The sequence below is a fragment of the Thioclava sp. ES.031 genome, assembly GCF_002563775.1.
Classification (GTDB): domain Bacteria; phylum Pseudomonadota; class Alphaproteobacteria; order Rhodobacterales; family Rhodobacteraceae; genus Thioclava.
This window is the reverse complement of record NZ_PDJO01000001.1, coordinates 1,336,243-1,351,946: the sequence shown is the minus strand read 5'-3', so window position 1 is coordinate 1,351,946 and position 15,704 is coordinate 1,336,243. Positions and strand designations below refer to the sequence as shown.

Annotated in this window: 13 protein-coding genes; 4 read left to right on the top strand and 9 right to left on the bottom strand. The window is 65.0% G+C overall.

Features of this window, described 5'->3' with window-relative positions:
• Positions 1–78 precede the first annotated feature (78 nt).
• The 5 genes from AXZ77_RS06555 to AXZ77_RS06535 all read right to left on the bottom strand — a co-directional run bounded on the left by AXZ77_RS06555 (position 79) and on the right by AXZ77_RS06535 (position 5,579).
• A complete protein-coding gene (locus AXZ77_RS06555) occupies positions 79–1,893 on the bottom strand; it encodes a penicillin-binding protein 2 (protein ID WP_255266428.1) in 1,815 nt (604 codons plus the stop codon).
• Positions 1,893–2,270, bottom strand: a complete 378-nt coding sequence (locus AXZ77_RS06550) for a cell division protein FtsL (RefSeq protein ID WP_098410520.1) — start codon at positions 2,268–2,270, stop codon at positions 1,893–1,895. Before AXZ77_RS06550 ends, AXZ77_RS06555 begins: the two co-directional genes overlap by 1 nt.
• Complete coding sequence (rsmH, locus tag AXZ77_RS06545; RefSeq protein ID WP_098410519.1) at positions 2,267–3,274, bottom strand: 16S rRNA (cytosine(1402)-N(4))-methyltransferase RsmH; 1,008 nt, start codon at positions 3,272–3,274, stop codon at positions 2,267–2,269. Before rsmH ends, AXZ77_RS06550 begins: the two co-directional genes overlap by 4 nt.
• 3 nt (positions 3,275–3,277) lie before the next feature.
• Positions 3,278–3,763: a division/cell wall cluster transcriptional repressor MraZ gene (gene mraZ, locus AXZ77_RS06540; RefSeq protein WP_098412458.1), complete on the bottom strand. Its 486-nt coding sequence runs from the start codon at positions 3,761–3,763 to the stop codon at positions 3,278–3,280.
• 727 nt (positions 3,764–4,490) lie between these two features.
• A complete protein-coding gene (locus tag AXZ77_RS06535; RefSeq protein WP_098410518.1) occupies positions 4,491–5,579 on the bottom strand; it encodes an Mrp/NBP35 family ATP-binding protein in 1,089 nt (362 codons plus the stop codon).
• 339 nt (positions 5,580–5,918) lie between these two features.
• On the opposite strand from AXZ77_RS06535, the gene AXZ77_RS06530 reads away from it, so the two are divergent.
• Positions 5,919–6,122, top strand: coding sequence for a DUF1127 domain-containing protein (locus tag AXZ77_RS06530; protein WP_098410517.1), 204 nt, complete (start codon positions 5,919–5,921; stop codon positions 6,120–6,122).
• Between the two features lie 682 nt (positions 6,123–6,804).
• Positions 6,805–7,587, top strand: a complete 783-nt coding sequence (locus AXZ77_RS06525) for a 23S rRNA (adenine(2030)-N(6))-methyltransferase RlmJ (RefSeq protein ID WP_098412457.1) — start codon at positions 6,805–6,807, stop codon at positions 7,585–7,587.
• On the opposite strand, the gene mntR is transcribed toward AXZ77_RS06525, so the two are convergent.
• The gene (gene mntR / locus AXZ77_RS06520) at positions 7,570–7,995 is read right to left on the bottom strand and encodes a manganese-binding transcriptional regulator MntR (RefSeq protein ID WP_098410516.1); all 426 of its coding nucleotides are present in this window, start codon (positions 7,993–7,995) and stop codon (positions 7,570–7,572) included. The two genes, AXZ77_RS06525 and mntR, sit on opposite strands and share 18 nt — an antisense overlap.
• Positions 7,996–8,198: 203 nt before the next feature.
• Here mntR and AXZ77_RS06515 point away from each other — a divergent pair, with 203 nt between their 5' ends.
• On the top strand, positions 8,199–9,500 hold the full coding sequence (locus AXZ77_RS06515) for an Nramp family divalent metal transporter (protein ID WP_098410515.1): 1,302 nt from the start codon (positions 8,199–8,201) through the stop codon (positions 9,498–9,500).
• Between the two features lie 56 nt (positions 9,501–9,556).
• Here AXZ77_RS06515 and AXZ77_RS06510 read toward each other — a convergent pair whose 3' ends face one another.
• The 3 genes from AXZ77_RS06510 to metZ form a co-directional block, all read right to left on the bottom strand.
• A complete protein-coding gene (locus tag AXZ77_RS06510; protein ID WP_098410514.1) occupies positions 9,557–12,007 on the bottom strand; it encodes an ATP-dependent helicase in 2,451 nt (816 codons plus the stop codon).
• 191 nt (positions 12,008–12,198) lie between these two features.
• Complete coding sequence (gene folE2 / locus AXZ77_RS06505; RefSeq protein ID WP_098410513.1) at positions 12,199–13,293, bottom strand: GTP cyclohydrolase FolE2; 1,095 nt, start codon at positions 13,291–13,293, stop codon at positions 12,199–12,201.
• A gap of 97 nt (positions 13,294–13,390) precedes the next feature.
• Positions 13,391–14,566 carry an O-succinylhomoserine sulfhydrylase gene (gene metZ, locus AXZ77_RS06500; RefSeq protein WP_098410512.1) on the bottom strand — a complete coding sequence of 392 codons (1,176 nt, stop codon included), beginning with the start codon at positions 14,564–14,566 and terminating at the stop codon, positions 13,391–13,393.
• A 208-nt stretch (positions 14,567–14,774) separates the two neighbouring features.
• Between metZ and AXZ77_RS06495 the strand changes: the two genes are divergently transcribed.
• The gene (locus tag AXZ77_RS06495; RefSeq protein WP_098410511.1) at positions 14,775–15,692 is read left to right on the top strand and encodes an alpha/beta fold hydrolase; all 918 of its coding nucleotides are present in this window, start codon (positions 14,775–14,777) and stop codon (positions 15,690–15,692) included.
• The last annotated feature ends 12 nt before the right edge of the window (positions 15,693–15,704 follow it).

Below are 15,704 nucleotides of genomic sequence, written 5' to 3'. Positions count from 1 at the left end.
AAGGCGACAGGCCCTGCCCCCTGTCTCTTTGCGCGGGTTCATGCGCGAGGCGCGAGACCCGCTGACAGCCCGGAAAGGTCAGTCTTTCTTGACCAGACTGATGCCGTCGAGCGTGTCGGGCGTGGTCGGTTCGGGGCGCAGGCCCAGAAGCGGCGCGACACGGCGGATCGTCTCGGCCGCGACCGGCACGGCGGTCCAGCCTGCGGTGCGGCGCGGCGTGTCGCCGGAGGTATCCGTCGGCTCGTCCAGCGTGAGAACCAGCACATATTCGGGGTTGGTCACCGGGAAGACGCCCGCGAAGGTCGAGATCACCTTCTTGTCGTAATAGCCGCCCTGCGGATCGGGCTTGTCGGCGGTGCCGGTCTTGCCCGCGACCTGATAGCCCGCGACATTGCCGTAGCTGGCCGTGCCGCGCGTCACCACGGCGCGCATCATCGCCAGCGCCTTGCGGGCCACCGCCGGAGACACGACCTGCGCGCCTTCGGGCGCACCGAATTCCTGTTTATGCGGCTTGCGCGGGCCGCCTTTGGCAATCAGCGTCGGCAGCACGCGCCGCCCGTCATTGGCGATCGTCGCATAGGCCGTTGCGAGCTGCAGCGGGCTGTCGGAGAGACCGTGGCCGTAGCCAATGGTCATCGCGGACAGCTCCGACCAATTCTTCGGCAGAATCGGGCGGCCCGTCGGCGCCTCGATCAGCTCCACCGGCGAGGGCTCCAAGAGGCCCAGCTTGCCGAGGAATTCGCGCTGCTTCTCGGGGCCGATCTTCTGGACGATCCGCGCAGTGCCGATATTCGAGCTGTGCACGATCACGTCCGTGACCGACAACTGCTTGCCGTAATTGTGGAAATCGTGGATGCGGAACTTGCCCCAGCGCAGCGGCCCCTTGGTGTCGATCATCGTCTCGGGCGTGACCAGACCGTCCTGCATCGCTTGGCTGACCGCGAAAATCTTGAAGGTGGAGCCCAGCTCATACACCCCCTGAACCGCGCGGTTGAACAGCGGGCTGTCAGAGGGGTCGCCCTTCAGAAGCGACGCAGGCCGGTCGTTGGGGTCGAAATCGGGCAGGCTCGCCATCGCGACGATCTCGCCGGAATGGACCTTCATCAGCACCGCCGTCGCGCCCTTTGCGTTCATCAGCTTCATGCCGCCCGAGAGCACGTCTTCGAGCGCCGCCTGCACGGTCAGATCGAGCGAAAGCTTCAGCGGCTGCCCGCCATTGGACGGATCGCGCAGCCACTTGTCATATTCCTTCTCGATACCGGCCACGCCGAGGATCTCGGCGGAGTTCACGCCCTCCGTGCCGTAACGCGCGCCGCCAAGGATATGCGAGGCGAGGTGGCCATTGGGATAAAGCCGCATCTCGCGCGGGCCAAACAGAAGACCGGGATCGCCGATATCGTGGACCGCCTGCATCTGCTCGGGGCTGATGCGGCGCTTGATCCAGACGAATTTGCGATGACCGGTGAAATCCTTCTTCAGCCGCTCGCGGTCGAGATCGGGGAAGATCTTCACCAGCTTGTCCACGGTGCCCAGCGGGTCGATCATCATCGGCGGCTGCGCATAGAGCGAGTGGGTCAGCAGGTTGGTCGCGAGCACCCTGCCCTTGCGGTCGACGATATCGGCGCGTTGGGCGTGGATCTGCTCGGTCGTGGAATCGGTCTGCGGCTCTTCGGGGCGCGCGGCGGCGAAGGAGCCCATGCGCAGCCCCACCGTCAGGAAGGCCGCGAGGAAGATCACCGACATGACCAGCAGGCGGCCCTCGGCGCTTTGACGCGCCTTGTCGCGGGTGGCCTCGCCGCGCAGACGGCGGTTTTCGCGTTCGATCGCGTCGGGGTTTTCACCCTTTTCACGGGCGTCGAGGATACGGGCAAGCGGACGAAGGGGCGTGCGCATCAGTTGCCTCCCTCAGGATCGGCCTTGACCTCGATCGGGTCGGACAGGCCGGACAAATCGGCGTTCAACGCGTCGGCATCATCTGCCTGCGGCGTCGGATAGGCGATCTGCGCCACGGTCCCGAACTGCTCGGGCGTCATCGGCAGAAGACGCAGCGAGGTGAAGTTGAGATTGACCAGTTCGCGCAGGCGCTGCGGACGGTTGAGATAGGCCCATTCGGCGTTGAGAACGGACAGCCCCTCGTTGAGCGAGGCGATTTCCCGGTTGAGGTCGCGCAGCTCGTCGATCCGGTCCTGCGTGTCGTAGTTGACGTGATAGGCCCAGAAGGCGAGCGCGAGGACACAGGCGGAGGCGGCAAGATAGGCAAGCAGTCTCAACGGCGTTTCCCCTTCTTTTCCCCGGTGACGAGCTTCGGAAGCCCCAGCTGCGTGCGATCGGCCTTGCCGGAGGGCGCGTTCGTGCGCCGTCCCACCCGAAGCCGGGCCGAACGTGCGCGCGGGTTTTCAGCCAGCTCCTCTTCGTCGGGCCCGTCGCCCTTCACGGTAATTTCAAAAGCGGGATCAAGGGTCTGCTGAACCGGTGCGTGGCGCGAACCGCCCCCGCCCGTCGACGAGCGCGCCGCGAAGAAACGCTTCACAACCCGGTCTTCGAGCGAATGGAAGCTGACCACGGCCAGAAGCCCGCCGGGTTTCAGCGCGCGCTCCGCGGCTTCCAGCCCCTCGATCAATTGGCCGAATTCGTCGTTCACCGCGATGCGCAGGCCCTGGAAGCTGCGCGTGGCGGGATGGCTCTGCCCCGGTTTCGGGCGCGGCAGGCAACGCTCGATCACTTTGACCAGCTGCTGCGTGGTCTCGAAAGGCTGGGTCTTGCGCGCCTCGACAATGGCCTTGGCGATCCGGCGCGAGGCGCGTTCCTCGCCGTATTGGTACAGGATATCCGCGAGTTCGACCTCGTCCGTCTCGTTCACCAGATCGGCCGCCGAGGGCCCTTCCTGCGACATCCGCATGTCGAGCGGCCCGTCGCGCATGAAGGAAAAGCCGCGATCCGCCTGATCGAGCTGCATCGAGGAGACGCCGAGATCCAGCACCACCCCGTCCAGCAGTTCGTCGGAATAGGTATCGAGTTCGGAGAACGTGCCTTCGACCAGCTCCAGCCGGTCGCCATACTCGCCGCGCCACGCTTCGGCCATCTCGAAGACCGCCGGGTCGCGGTCGACGCCGATCACCTTGTCGGCGCCCGCCTCCAGCAATCCGCGCGCATAGCCGCCCGCGCCGAAAGTTCCGTCAAGCCAAGTCCCAGAGACAGGCGCGACCGCCCGAAGGAGCGGCCGCAGCAAAACCGGGACATGAGGGGCGTCTGGCAGGGCGTCCCGATCTGACATGGCTCACCCCTGCGACAAAAGACTGAGCGGGTCGAAATCTTCGCCCTGCTCCTCGATCCACTGATCGATATTGGCTTCATCGGCAGCGGCGAAGGTCGCGGGGTTCCAGATCTCGAAGGTCTCGCCCACGCCGGAGAAATAGGCCTCCTTGTCGAGACCGATCTTCGTGCGCAAAGCCGCCGGGAGAACCAGGCGGCCATCGGGATCGACTTCGGTCGGGTGCGATTTGGACAAAACCATCCGCTGCAGGATCGTGCGCTGCTTCGAGCCGCGCGGCAGCGCCGCGATATCGGCGGCCAGCGCCTCGAAGGCGGCCTGCGTGTAGATCTGAAGCATTTTCTGGGTGTCGGCGCCGTAGACGATGACCATGCGAGGGCGATCTTTGTTCGGGCGCTCGGGGTCACCCTCTTCCAGCTCACGACGAAACAGCGCGGGGATCGACACGCGACCCTTACTGTCCACCTTGAAGGTGTATTCGCCTATGAACATGCCCGCCAAAGCGCGCTCCTATCACCTGTCCCGCCGGGCGGGGCCCGGAATGAAAACGGCGGATTGGGCTGCTGCCACTGCCCAATCCGCCGCCCTCGTTCCCATCACTGGGTATGTCCGACTGCACGCGCCACCTGGGGGGGATGGGGATATCTGCTCGCTCGCGCGCCGGATCTCTTTGTTTTCGTGAAGCGATGGCCTGTATGAAACCTGCATTTCGCCGTGAGGTCTTAGTGCCTCTATTTGTCTTCGCTTCCGATGAATTAGGGATGCCATGGGAATTCATGGCACGCAAGAAAAAATTTACCAACGAACGGGAAGATATGGGACGCGAAGAGCGCGCTTCACAACGAGATTCGCACATAGACGCATAGAATTAGCGCACGGCAAGGAATCGCTCACCATATATGGTGTATACAGAGGGTCACCCAGGCTTTCCCACAAAATCCCAAAAATTTTGCCTCAACACGGAACCTGTGATTTTTTAGCCGCAATTTGGGCGCCGAAACCCATCGATTTCAACCGTCACCGCAGCGTGATTTTGCGCGAACCCGCGTGATTGCGGCGTGATTCCGCCCAGTTTCATGGCGAATCTCCGCTCACTGCCTTCTACGCTCCCGTGAAGTTCCATGAAAGGTGCCATGATTTCCCATAACGCCCCTGTGACCAGAAAAAAGGCGCCCGGATCGGGCGCCTTTCTTGGCGTGAGCTTGGCCTGGAGCTGAGATCAGAGCAGATCGCGGTCGACCAGCCCCTGCGCAAGAGCGGCATAGCCCTCGGCCGCCGGCCCCTCGCCCGCCGCGACCGGGGTGCCCGCATCGCCGGCGAGCCGCACATCCAGATCGACGGGCAGCGCACCGAGGAAGGGCAGCCCCAGCGCCTTCGCTTCCGCCGCGACCCCGCCATGGCCGAAGAGATGCGCCTCGTGGCCACAATTGGGGCACACATAAGAAGACATGTTCTCGACCAACCCGTGGATCGGGGTTTTCAGCCGCTGGAACATGTCGATCGCCTTCTTCGCATCGAGCAGCGCGACATCCTGCGGGGTCGAGACGATGATCGCCCCGTCCAGCTCGGTTTTCTGGCACAGCGTGAGCTGCACATCCCCCGTCCCCGGCGGCAGATCGATCAAAAGCACGTCGAGCGGGCCGTATTCGTCCCATTTCACCTGGAACAGCATCTGCTGCATCGCACCCATCAGCATCGGGCCACGCCAGATCACCGCCTCGCTCTCCTTGAGCATGAGGCCGACCGACATCAGCGTGACGCCATGCGCCTGCAGCGGCAGGATCGTCTGGCCGTCCGGCGAGGCGGGCCGCTTGCTCGTGCCCATCATGCGCGGCAGCGAGGGACCATAGATATCCGCGTCGAGCAGACCGACCCGCTTGCCCGCGCGCGTCAGCGCCACGGCGAGGTTCGACGCGACGGTGGATTTGCCCACGCCGCCCTTGCCGGACCCGACAGCGATGATCTTTTTCACGCCCGGCACCTTTTGCGGACCTTGCTGGGGCTTGGGGTGGCCGCCGATCGCGGGGCCGCGCTGTTGCGATTGCTGAGCGGTGCCACCAAGACCGCGTGGCGCGCCCGCGGGTACCACCACCGTCACACTCGTCACCTCGGGGAGCGCCTTGATCGCCGCTTCCAGCGCGGGGCGCATCGCTTCCAGTTCGGGGTGCGGCGCGCCTTCGAGCACGAAGCGCACCACGCCGTCTTGCACCGCTAGCGCGCGCACGAGATCGCGGCTGATCGCGGTCCCGCCGCCCGGCACTTCCACCGATTGCAACGTCGCAAGAACCGTTTCCTTGCTCAGAGCCATGCAGATTCCTCCATTCCCGGGTCCGTCATCGGCCCGACTGCTCGTGATTTGGCCGGAACTGTGGCGTTTTTGCCGCGCAGTTCAAGTCGAGAACTGCCCAAATGGTCAGGAATCCCCCAAACGCCCCAAGGCAAGCGCACATATCTTGCGTCTGCATCGCAAAAATGGGTCAGAATCATTCATGCATTTTCTGCATGGCGGCAATGAGGCCTCCCGGCATTGTGCAGTCGCAGCATTAGCGCCATCTTTAGCCCAACGACGGAACGCAAAGTAACGAATTCGGGTCGACAAGCTGGAACCGGCAGCGGCCCTCGCAAGTAGATAGATGAGGCTGACACAATGGCACTCGCACAAGACATCCAACTGAACGAAGGCGGCTTCGCCGCGCTGAAATCGAAACTGACCGAAGCCCTGGCCCGCCGCAAGGTGTATCGCCAGACGCTCAACGAACTGCGCTCGCTCAACAGCCGCGAGCTGAACGACCTCGGGCTGCACAGCTCGATGATCACCCGCGTGGCCTACGAGGCCGCATACGGTAAGTAATTCGCTTCCCGAGCCCCTTTCCTCCTCCCTGGGGCTCAGGACTGCGGCGGCGCTCTCTCTCCTCCTCCCTGAGAGCGCCGCCACACCAAACATACCGGCCCCATGCGGCGCGACGCCGCGATGCCGGATCCGAGCTGCCCGGATCTCTCCTCCTCCTCCCTGAGAGATCCGCGCCGAGCAGGCGGCGACCTCTCTCCTCCTCCCTGAGGTCGCCGCCTATCATCGGCAAAGCTGCGACAGGCTGTCGCATGCTGCAGTGCAGCACTTGATATCCGGGCCGACAGGCCCAAACTGATACGAAAGGCCCTCTCCTCCTCCCTGGGCCGATCGTTTCGGCGGCACTCTCCTCCTCCTCCCTGAGGGTGCCGCCACAAAATACCGAGGGTCCTCTCCTCCTCCCTGGACCCGAGGGTGTGACACCGCTTCCTCCTCCTCCCTGAAGCGGTGTCGACAGTGCCGAAGGGTCTCTCTCCTCCTCCCTGAGACCTCACGGCAGAAAAGAGACGGCGGCGCCCCTCCTCCTCCCTGGGCGCCGCCGTTTTCTTTTACTCTCCGACAGGCTGACCCGATGGAGGGGCGCTGCCTCGCGCGCTTCGCGCGCCCCCGAGATATTTCTCTCGAGAAGAAGAGCATTGCCCTCGCGCGCGGCGACCGGCAGGAAGGGCGCAAGGAGACCGAACCGATGCTGTCTTACCAACACGCCTATCACGCCGGAAATCTGGCCGATGTGCACAAGCACGCGCTGCTTGCGTCTGCGCTCGATTACCTGACGCGCAAGGACAAGCCGCTGAGCTATCTCGAAACCCATGCCGGGCGCGGGCTCTATGCGCTTGACGGGGCGGAGGCGGCGAAAACCGGCGAGGCGGCGGCCGGGATCGCACGGGTGGAAGGCTTGGGCTGGTTCGCCGCCGATCACCCCTATATCCGCGCCTTGGCGGCGGTGCGGGCGCAGCACGGCGCGCAGGCCTATCCGGGCTCGCCCCTGGTGGCGCAGGCGCTATTGCGCCCGATGGATACGATCCAGCTTTGCGAACTGCACCCGCAGGAGTTTTCCGCCCTGCGCAGCGCCACGCGGCGCAGCGGCGCGGTGCTGCATAAGGCCGACGGGCGCGAAATGGCGCTGGCGCTGACGCCCCCGACGCCGCGTCGTGGGATGATGCTGATCGATCCGAGCTTCGAGGAAAAGGCCGATTACACGGCGATGCCGAAGCTGATCGGCCATATCGCGAAGAAATGGAACGTCGGCATCATCGCGCTTTGGTATCCGATGCTCGCCTCGGGCGCGCAGGAGGCGATGGTGCGCGCCCTGCGCCGCGATTTCCCCGAGGCGCTGAGCCATGAGGTGCGTTTCCCGCCCGCGCGCGAAGGACACGGCATGATCGGGTCGGGGATGTTCATCGTGAACCCGCCCTGGGGTCTTGCCGGCGAGGCGGAGCGGCTGTCGGAGCTATTTGCCAGCCTTTGACGCAAGGAAAGCCTCGAACGCCTCCAGCGTGCGGGACGAGACATGGTGCTCGATCCCTTCGGCGTCGATCTCCGCAACCTCTTCCGGCACGCCCACGGCGCGCAACAGGGCCACAACGGTCCGGTGACGTTCGCGCACCTGGGCGGCCAGCGCCTCCCCCGTCTCCGTCAGGAACACCCCGCGATAGGGCCGCGACACGGCCAGCCCCTCGCGTTTGAGCCGCGCCACGGCTTTCGTCGCGGTCGGATGGGCCACCCCGAGTCGCGCGGCGATCTCGGTGATCCGCGCCTCGCCGAATTCCGCCGTCAGATCGGCGATCATCTCGACATAGTCTTCCAGGAGCGCGCGCGCCGCACGCTCTCGGGCCCGGTTGAACCCCTTGATCTGGGAGGGATCGGTGTCAGTCATTCGCCTGCCTTGACGGTCGTGGTCTCGGTACCAGTCGGGGGCCTGTCGGGCGCCATCTCCGGAGCGGACCGGATAACCTGTCGCGCCCGATATGCCAAGCAAAGCTTCGCGCGGCGCCTGTTGTCCTGTCAACGAAAATTAGCCACTTGCGAATCTTGTAGCCGAGGCTACATTTCGCAGCAGCAGCATCGACGAGGACCCCCATGACTGAACTGACCCGCAAGGAAAACATGACGAGCCGCACCCGCACGGCGATGGAGGCCGTGCTGTCGGGCAACCGGCGCGGCGGGTATCTGTTGTTTTTCGGGCCAGCCGTCATCGCCTCGGTCGCCTATATGGACCCGGGCAATTACGCGACGAATATTCAGGCGGGTGCGGGCTATGGCTATGCGCTTTTGTGGGTCGTGCTGGGGGCGAACCTGATCGCGATGCTGTTTCAGGCGATCTCGGCGCGCGTGGGCATCGTCACCGGCAAGAACCTCGCGGAACTCTCGCGCGAGAATTTCTCGAAACCCGTGACGATCGCGATGTGGATCGTCTCGGAGATCGCCGCGATGGCGACCGATCTGGCGGAATTTCTGGGCGGTGCCCTTGGCTTATCGCTCCTGTTCGGCTGGCCGCTGATCTGGGGGATGGGCGTCACCGCCGTCGTAACCTATGCGATCTTGATGTTCGAGCGCGGCGGTTTCCGCCCGATGGAGATCGTGATCGGCGCGCTCGTGGCGCTGATCGGGGCGTGCTACCTCGCCGAGATGTTCGTGGCGCCGGTCGACTGGTCCGGGGCCGTGGCGGGGATGTTCTCGCCCTCGATGCCCGATGCGACGGCGCTGACGATCTCGGTGGGCATCATCGGCGCGACCGTGATGCCCCATGCGATTTTCCTCCATTCCGGCCTGACGCAGAACCGCGCCCTGACGCGCGATCCGGTGCAGAAGGCGCGGCTGGTGAAGTTCTCCAATCGCGAGGTGATCATCGCGCTCGCGATTGCGGGCATGGTCAATATGGCAATGGTGATCATGGCGGCCTCGGCCTTCCATGCGGGCCATTCCGAAGTCGCCGAGATCGAGACCGCCTATCATACGCTTACGCCGCTCTTGGGCGGGTTCGCGGCGGCGGCCTTCCTAACCTCGCTGATCGCCTCGGGGGTCTCCTCGTCGGTCGTCGGCACGATGGCGGGCCAGATGATCATGCAGGGCTTCATCCGCCGTCGCATCCCGGTCTGGCTGCGCCGGGTCATCACGATGGCGCCCGCCTTCGTCGTCGTCTGGCTGGGGGTGAACACGACCGACGCGCTGGTGATGAGCCAGGTGGTGCTGTCGATCGCCCTACCCGTCCCGATGATCGCGCTGCTGATCTTCGCCCGGCGCGGCGACATCATGGGCAAATTCGCCCTGCGCGGGCCGATTCTGTGGCTCGCGGTGCTGGGCGCGCTCATGGTGCTGGGGCTGAATTTCGTGCTGCTCTGGCAATCGGCGGGGCTGCCGGTCCCGGGTCTGGTGAACTAAACCAGACGGAGCGAGGGGGCGCTGCCCCCTCGGGATATTTGAGCCAAGGCGAAGGGTTAAAACGGCACGTCGTCGGCATCGGCGGCGGGCACGACGAAGCTCGACAGCAGACGTTTCTCGCCCGCCTTGTCGAACTCGACCACCAGCTTGTCGCCTTCCGAGCCCATCACCTCGCCATAGCCGAACTTCTTGTGGAAGACCCGGTCGCCGATCTCGTAATCGCTCTCGCCCTTGGCGTCGATCACCATATGGCGCGCCTCGCGGGGTTGGCTGGTCCCGCGCGATTGCGCGTTTTGCAGACGCCGCCAGCCGGGCGAATTGTAGACATCGGCGCGCGAGACGCGATCTTCCATCGCCGAGGAGCCGCCGAAGCCGCCGCCGTTCATGCCACCACCATAGAGGCCCGGAGGCGTCAGCACGTCGATATGGGCGGGCGGCAATTCGTCGATGAAGCGCGAGGGCATCTGGCTTTGCCATTGACCATAGACGCGGCGGTTGCCTGCGAAGGAGATCGTGCACAGCTCCTCGGCGCGGGTGATGCCGACATAGGCCAGGCGGCGCTCTTCTTCGAGGCCCTTCAGGCCGCTTTCATCCATCGAGCGCTGCGACGGGAACAGCCCGTCCTCCCAGCCCGGCAGGAAGACCACGGGGAATTCCAAGCCCTTCGCCGCGTGCAGCGTCATGATCGAGACCTTTTCCTCGGTCTCGGCCTTGTCGTTGTCCATGATCAGCGCGACGTGTTCGAGGAAGCCCTGCAGATTGTCGAACTGCTCCAGCGCCTTAACGAGTTCCTTGAGGTTCTCGAGCCGTCCCGGCGCTTCCGGCGTCTTGTCGTTCTGCCACATCTCGACATAGCCGGACTCTTCCAAGATCCGTTCTGCCAGACGCACATGGCTGAGGTCATTCGCGGGCGCCACACCATCCTCGGCGGGCTCGATCAGCAGGTCGTCATCCTCGGCCCGTGTCACGGCGGTCGCGGGCGAGGCCTGCAAGACCTCCTCATGCCAGCGCGCGACATTCTCTACGAAGAGCCGCAACTGCCCGCCCGCCTTGCCCGAGAGCGCGCCTTCGGCCACCAACAGCCGCGCGCCGTCCAGCAGGCTCAGCCCATTCTCGCGGGCGGCCACCTGAATGCGCTGCTGCGCCTTGTCGCCAAGGCCGCGCTTGGGGGTGTTGATGATCCGCTCGAAAGCCAGATCGTCATCGGGCGAGGTCACGAGGCGGAAATAGGCCATCGCATCGCGGATCTCGAGCCGCTCGTAGAAGCGCGGCCCACCGATGACGCGATAGGGCAGACCGATCGTCAGGAACCGATCCTCGAAGGCGCGCATCTGATGCGAGGCGCGCACGAGAATGGCCTGCGAATTCAGGCTGATGGGTGGGTTGCCGCGGGTCCCGCGCTGGATCGCCTCGACCTCTTCGCCGATCCAACGGGCTTCTTCCTCGCCGTCCCAATGGCCGATCAGGCGCACCTTCTCGCCGCCCTCGGCCTCGGTCCAGAGTTCCTTGCCCAAACGGCCCTCATTGGCCGTGATCAGCCCGGACGCGGCAGAGAGGATATGCGCGGTCGAGCGGTAGTTCTGCTCCAGCCGGATCACCGCGGCGCCGGGAAAATCCTTCTCGAATTTCAGGATGTTGCCGACCTCGGCGCCGCGCCAGCCATAGATCGACTGGTCGTCATCGCCCACGCAGCAGATATTCTTGTGGCCCTGCGCCAGAAGCCGCAGCCACAGATATTGCGCGACGTTGGTATCCTGATACTCGTCGACGAGGATGTATTTGAACCAGCGCTGATATTGCGCGAGCACGTCCCCGTGGGTCTGAAAAATCGTGACCATGTGCAGCAGCAGATCGCCGAAATCGACCGCGTTGAGCGTTTTCAGCCGCGCCTGATAGGCGGCGTAGAGCTCGGACCCGCGATTGTCGAAAGCCGCCGTCTCACGCCCCGAGACCTTCTCGGGCGTCAGCGCCTTGTTCTTCCAGCCGTCGATGAGACCCGCAAGCTGCCGCGCGGGCCAACGCTTCTCGTCCATGTTCGCGGCCACGATCAGCTGCTTGAGCAGCCGGATCTGGTCGTCCGTGTCGAGAATGGTGAAATTCGACTTCAGCCCCACCAGTTCGGCATGGCGGCGCAGGAGCTTCACGCAGACCGAGTGGAAGGTGCCGAGCCACGGCATCCCCTCGATCGCACCGCCCAGATGGCGGCCCACACGCTCTTTCATCTCGCGTGCGGCCTTGTTGGTGAAGGTCACCGCCAGCACCTCGTTCGGGCGCGCGCGGCCGGTGTGGATCAGATGCGCGATCCGCGCGGTCAGCGCCGAGGTCTTGCCCGTGCCCGCACCTGCCAGCATCAAGACCGGCCCGTCGAGCGTCTCGACGGCCTGGCGCTGCTGGGGGTTCAGTTTCTCGAGATACGGCGCGCTCCGCGCTTGCATGGCGCCCGCCATGGCACGTTGCGACAGGCTCGCAGCCCCTTCATACGGATCGTCGTCATCAGCCCAATTCATGGGAGGCAATCTAGCGGTTCGGCCCTCAGAGGGAAAGGGGCATGTTCGGCATATGTTCGCCTGACGTGAGCTTCCGCGCCCGTCTTCGCTCTTGTGAAAATATCCCGGGGGGCCCGGAGGGCGGGGGCAGCGCCCCCTCACCGCCTGCAACGCGCGTCAACGCGCGCCGGGACAGCACCCGTTGCCCGCTCTCAGCCCTGATGGATCAGCGTGGCGAACAGCTTCGGATCGACGCTGGCCGACGCGAAGGTCTCGCCCTCGGTCAGCATGGCCACGGCGTCGTGGCTGTGCAGGCTTTCCTGATGGCTGGCGACGATGCGGAAATCGCCGATACGGGCATCCGCCAGAAGGCGCTCGGCGAAGGCGCGCACGGCATCCTCGACGAAGATCGGGTTGGCGGCGTTCAGTTCGGCGAAGGCCTGTTCGTCCTCGCGCTTGACCATGACCTGCGTCTCGGTGGGCACGGCGGCGCGGGCGAGATCGATCATGTCCTCGAACCACAGCACCTCGCCCGGCTCGACCACCGCGGAGATCCGCGCGACGGAGCGCTGCGAATGGGGCGTGGCCAGCTGGCCACGGCTGGCGCGGGCATGTTCGGACAGCTCCAGCGAGCACGGGCAGGTCGAGGAATAGACGTAATCGAGGTGGATCACCTTGGTGCGCACCCCGGCCGTCTCGATCAGTTCCAGCGCGATATCGTAATACTGCCAGCCTTCCAGCCCGGAGCGCAGCGAGGGCCGCTTCACCGGGAACGAGACGCGCATCATCAGACGGGCGTCGAAGCTCTCGAGATCATCCATGTAATCGTCGAGCGCGGCTTCCATCACCTCGAAGGAGAAAGTCTTCTCCGCGTGGACGTAGAAGCTGCGCATCACGCGGGACATGTTGATGCCCTTCTTCTCCGCTTCGAGGCTGACCGTCCCGGTGACCGACGCCTCCAGCGTCAGATCGCCATTGTCGCGGGTATGAAACCGGACCGGCAGGCGGAAATTCGAGATACCGACATGTTCGATCCGGGTATGGGCGCCCACGATCAGCGAGGACGGGCCGTTCTGCAGGTCGGGCATCGTCGCCTTGTAGGTCTCGTCCGCCTCGAAATCCGCGTCATAGTCGCGGCTCAGATCGGGGTAGTTCGAGACCGCGTGGCCCGGCAGCAGCCGCGCGATCGCCGGGTCGAGCTGTGCGACCTCGACCGGGTCGGCCTTTGCCGCCCATGCGCGCAGCACTTCGAGCGCGGCGCGGGCGTCGTTATTGTCGGGGGTGTCGATCCTGCCTTGCACGTTCATATCCTGTCCTCCGGTGCGCCCGGTCCCGCCAGATATGGGGTTTTCGAGGGCGATGTCCAAGACAATACGCCGGTTCGCGGCAATCGGTTCACCCCGTTCAGGCCGCGTCGAGCGCCCCCTTGATGTCGGCGATCAGATCGCCCCCGTCCTCGATCCCCATCGAAATGCGGATCAGACCGGGGGTAATCGCGATCGCCGCCCGCTCCTCTTCCGACAGATTCTTGTGGGTCGTCGTCGCCGGATGGGTAGCGATGGATTTCGCATCGCCGAGGTTGTTCGAGATCGACACGATCTGCAGCGCGTTGAGGAAGCGGAACGCCGCCTCCTTGCCGCCTTTCAGGTCGAGCGCGAGCATCGTGCCGCCCGAGCCCATCTGCTCCATCGCCAATGCATGTTGGGGATGATCCATCAGGCCGGGATAGACGGTGCGGGCGAGTTTCTCATGGCCCGCAACGGCGCTGGCCACGGCAGCCGCGTTCGCCGCCTGCGCGCGCACCCGCAGATCGAGCGTCTGCAACCCGCTCAGCAGAACCCAGGCATGGAACGGGCTCATCGCGCCGCCGGTGTGCTTCACGTAAGTTTCCAGCGGGCCGCGGATATACTCTTTCGAGCCCAGCACGACACCGCCGAGCACGCGCCCGCCGCCATCGATATGCTTGGTCGCGGAATAGACGATCACATCTGCGCCAAGTTCCACTGCACGCGAGAAAACCGGCGAGGCGAAGACGTTGTCCACCACCACCGTCGCGCCGCCCTCATGGGCGATTTTCACGATGCCTTCGACATCCATCACTTCGAGGCCCGGATTCGATACGCTCTCGAAGAAGCAGACCTTCGTCTCGGGGCGCATCGCGGCGCGCCACGCGTCGAGATCGGTGCCGTCGACCAGCGTCACATCCACGCCGAAGCCCTGCAGCACTTTCAGCACATGCAGGCAGGAGCCGAACATCTGGCGCGCGGCCACGATGTGATCGCCCGCCTTCACGAGGCAGGTCAACGCGCCGTTGATCGCGGCCATGCCGGAGGCGCAGGCGAAAGCGTCTTCGGTGCCTTCGATCGAGGCCATCCGGTCTTCGAACATGCGCGTGGTGGGGTTGCCGTAGCGCGCATAGATGAACTCGTCGTCGGAGGCGTTGAGGAACCGCGCCTCGGCGGCTTCGGCCGACGGATAGGCAAAGCCCTGCGTCAGGAACATCGCCTCGGCCAGCTCGCCATATTGGCTGCGGCGAATGCCGTCATGGACGAGTTTGGTGCGGGTCTTGCGCTCGGTCATCGGGGCCTCCTGCGGCGGTCTGTCGCGGCTTTGGGCTGCGATAGCGCGCAGGCGGCGTAGGGTCAACGCATAGCGGTGATGTCCCATTCGCACGAAACGAAAGCGCCCGCCGCCGCAGGCTCACGCGAGGGCATGGGAACTTTCCGACGAAAAGCCGCGTTCGGATTAAAACTTCAACCCGCGCCTGCGCTCCTCCTCCGAGGCCTCAATGCCGCTTCTCAAAGTCCATGCCAGCTCCGAGCTGCCCGCCGATGTCATCGCTCAGGCGCGCGCGCTGCCGGAAGGCGCACCGGTCGTGGTGATGATCCACGGCTACGGCTATGCGGCGGGCGTCGAGGGGCGCGATCCCTATCAGCATATCTTCGCGATGGAGCCGAGCTTCAATCTGCACACCGCGATCAGCTGGCCGCGCGCGCTCGGCTTCGATGGCACCAATCCGGGCGAAGGGCTGGGCATCGCGTTCAGCTGGCAATCCGCGGGACGTCTGACCCGGATCTACGACATGGCCGAGATCGCCGCCCAGCGCCTTGCACGGTTGATCGGCGCGCTTCATGCCGCGACCGGGCGTCCAGTGGGCATCATCGGCCATTCGATGGGCGCACGGGTCGCGCTGCGGGCCCTGCGCCATGCCCATGGGGGCCAAGTCGCGCGCATGGTGCTGCTGGCCGCCGCCGAGTTTCAGAGCCGCGCCGAGGAGGCGATGGCGAGCCCTGCGGGCCGTTCCTGCGAGGTACTCAACGTCACCAGCCGCGACAATGACCTGTTCGATTTCCTGTTCGAGTGGGGCGTCGCGGGCGGGCGCGAGCGGTCTTTGGGAAATGGCCTGTCGCAGCCCATGCGCAACTGGCTCGATCTGCAGATCGACGCGCCCGAGGTGATCGGGGTTCTCGAAGACCTCGGCTATCCAGTCGCTCCGCCCGCGAAACGCGTGTGCCATTTCGCCTGCTACATGCGCGAGGGGCTGTTCGACCTCTATCGCCAAGTGCTGCGCCAACCCGACCGACTGCCGCTTCCCTTCCTCGCGGAAGCACTCCCCAAGGCGCAAGACCCACGCTGGTCGCGCCTGTTTGCGCGTCCACGCACATCGGGTTTCGCATTGCCCTCGTTCCAGCGAGCAGCAAAGTAGAGCGGAACCCGC

Bases quoted from the DNA above. Each gene is read 5' to 3' on its own strand.
- mraZ (WP_098412458.1), bottom strand. From the start codon at position 3,763: ATGTTCATAGGCGAATACACCTTCAAGGTGGACAGTAAGGGTCGCGTG.
- AXZ77_RS06510 (WP_098410514.1), bottom strand. From the start codon at position 12,007: ATGAATTGGGCTGATGACGACGATCCGTATGAAGGGGCTGCGAGCCTG.
- folE2 (WP_098410513.1), bottom strand. From the start codon at position 13,293: ATGAACGTGCAAGGCAGGATCGACACCCCCGACAATAACGACGCCCGC.
- AXZ77_RS06535 (WP_098410518.1), bottom strand. From the start codon at position 5,579: ATGGCTCTGAGCAAGGAAACGGTTCTTGCGACGTTGCAATCGGTGGAA.
- AXZ77_RS06555 (WP_255266428.1), bottom strand. From the start codon at position 1,893: ATGCGCACGCCCCTTCGTCCGCTTGCCCGTATCCTCGACGCCCGTGAA.
- AXZ77_RS06495 (WP_098410511.1), top strand. From the start codon at position 14,775: ATGCCGCTTCTCAAAGTCCATGCCAGCTCCGAGCTGCCCGCCGATGTC.
- metZ (WP_098410512.1), bottom strand. From the start codon at position 14,566: ATGACCGAGCGCAAGACCCGCACCAAACTCGTCCATGACGGCATTCGC.
- rsmH (WP_098410519.1), bottom strand. From the start codon at position 3,274: ATGTCAGATCGGGACGCCCTGCCAGACGCCCCTCATGTCCCGGTTTTG.
- AXZ77_RS06525 (WP_098412457.1), top strand. From the start codon at position 6,805: ATGCTGTCTTACCAACACGCCTATCACGCCGGAAATCTGGCCGATGTG.
- mntR (WP_098410516.1), bottom strand. From the start codon at position 7,995: ATGACTGACACCGATCCCTCCCAGATCAAGGGGTTCAACCGGGCCCGA.
- AXZ77_RS06530 (WP_098410517.1), top strand. From the start codon at position 5,919: ATGGCACTCGCACAAGACATCCAACTGAACGAAGGCGGCTTCGCCGCG.
- AXZ77_RS06515 (WP_098410515.1), top strand. From the start codon at position 8,199: ATGACTGAACTGACCCGCAAGGAAAACATGACGAGCCGCACCCGCACG.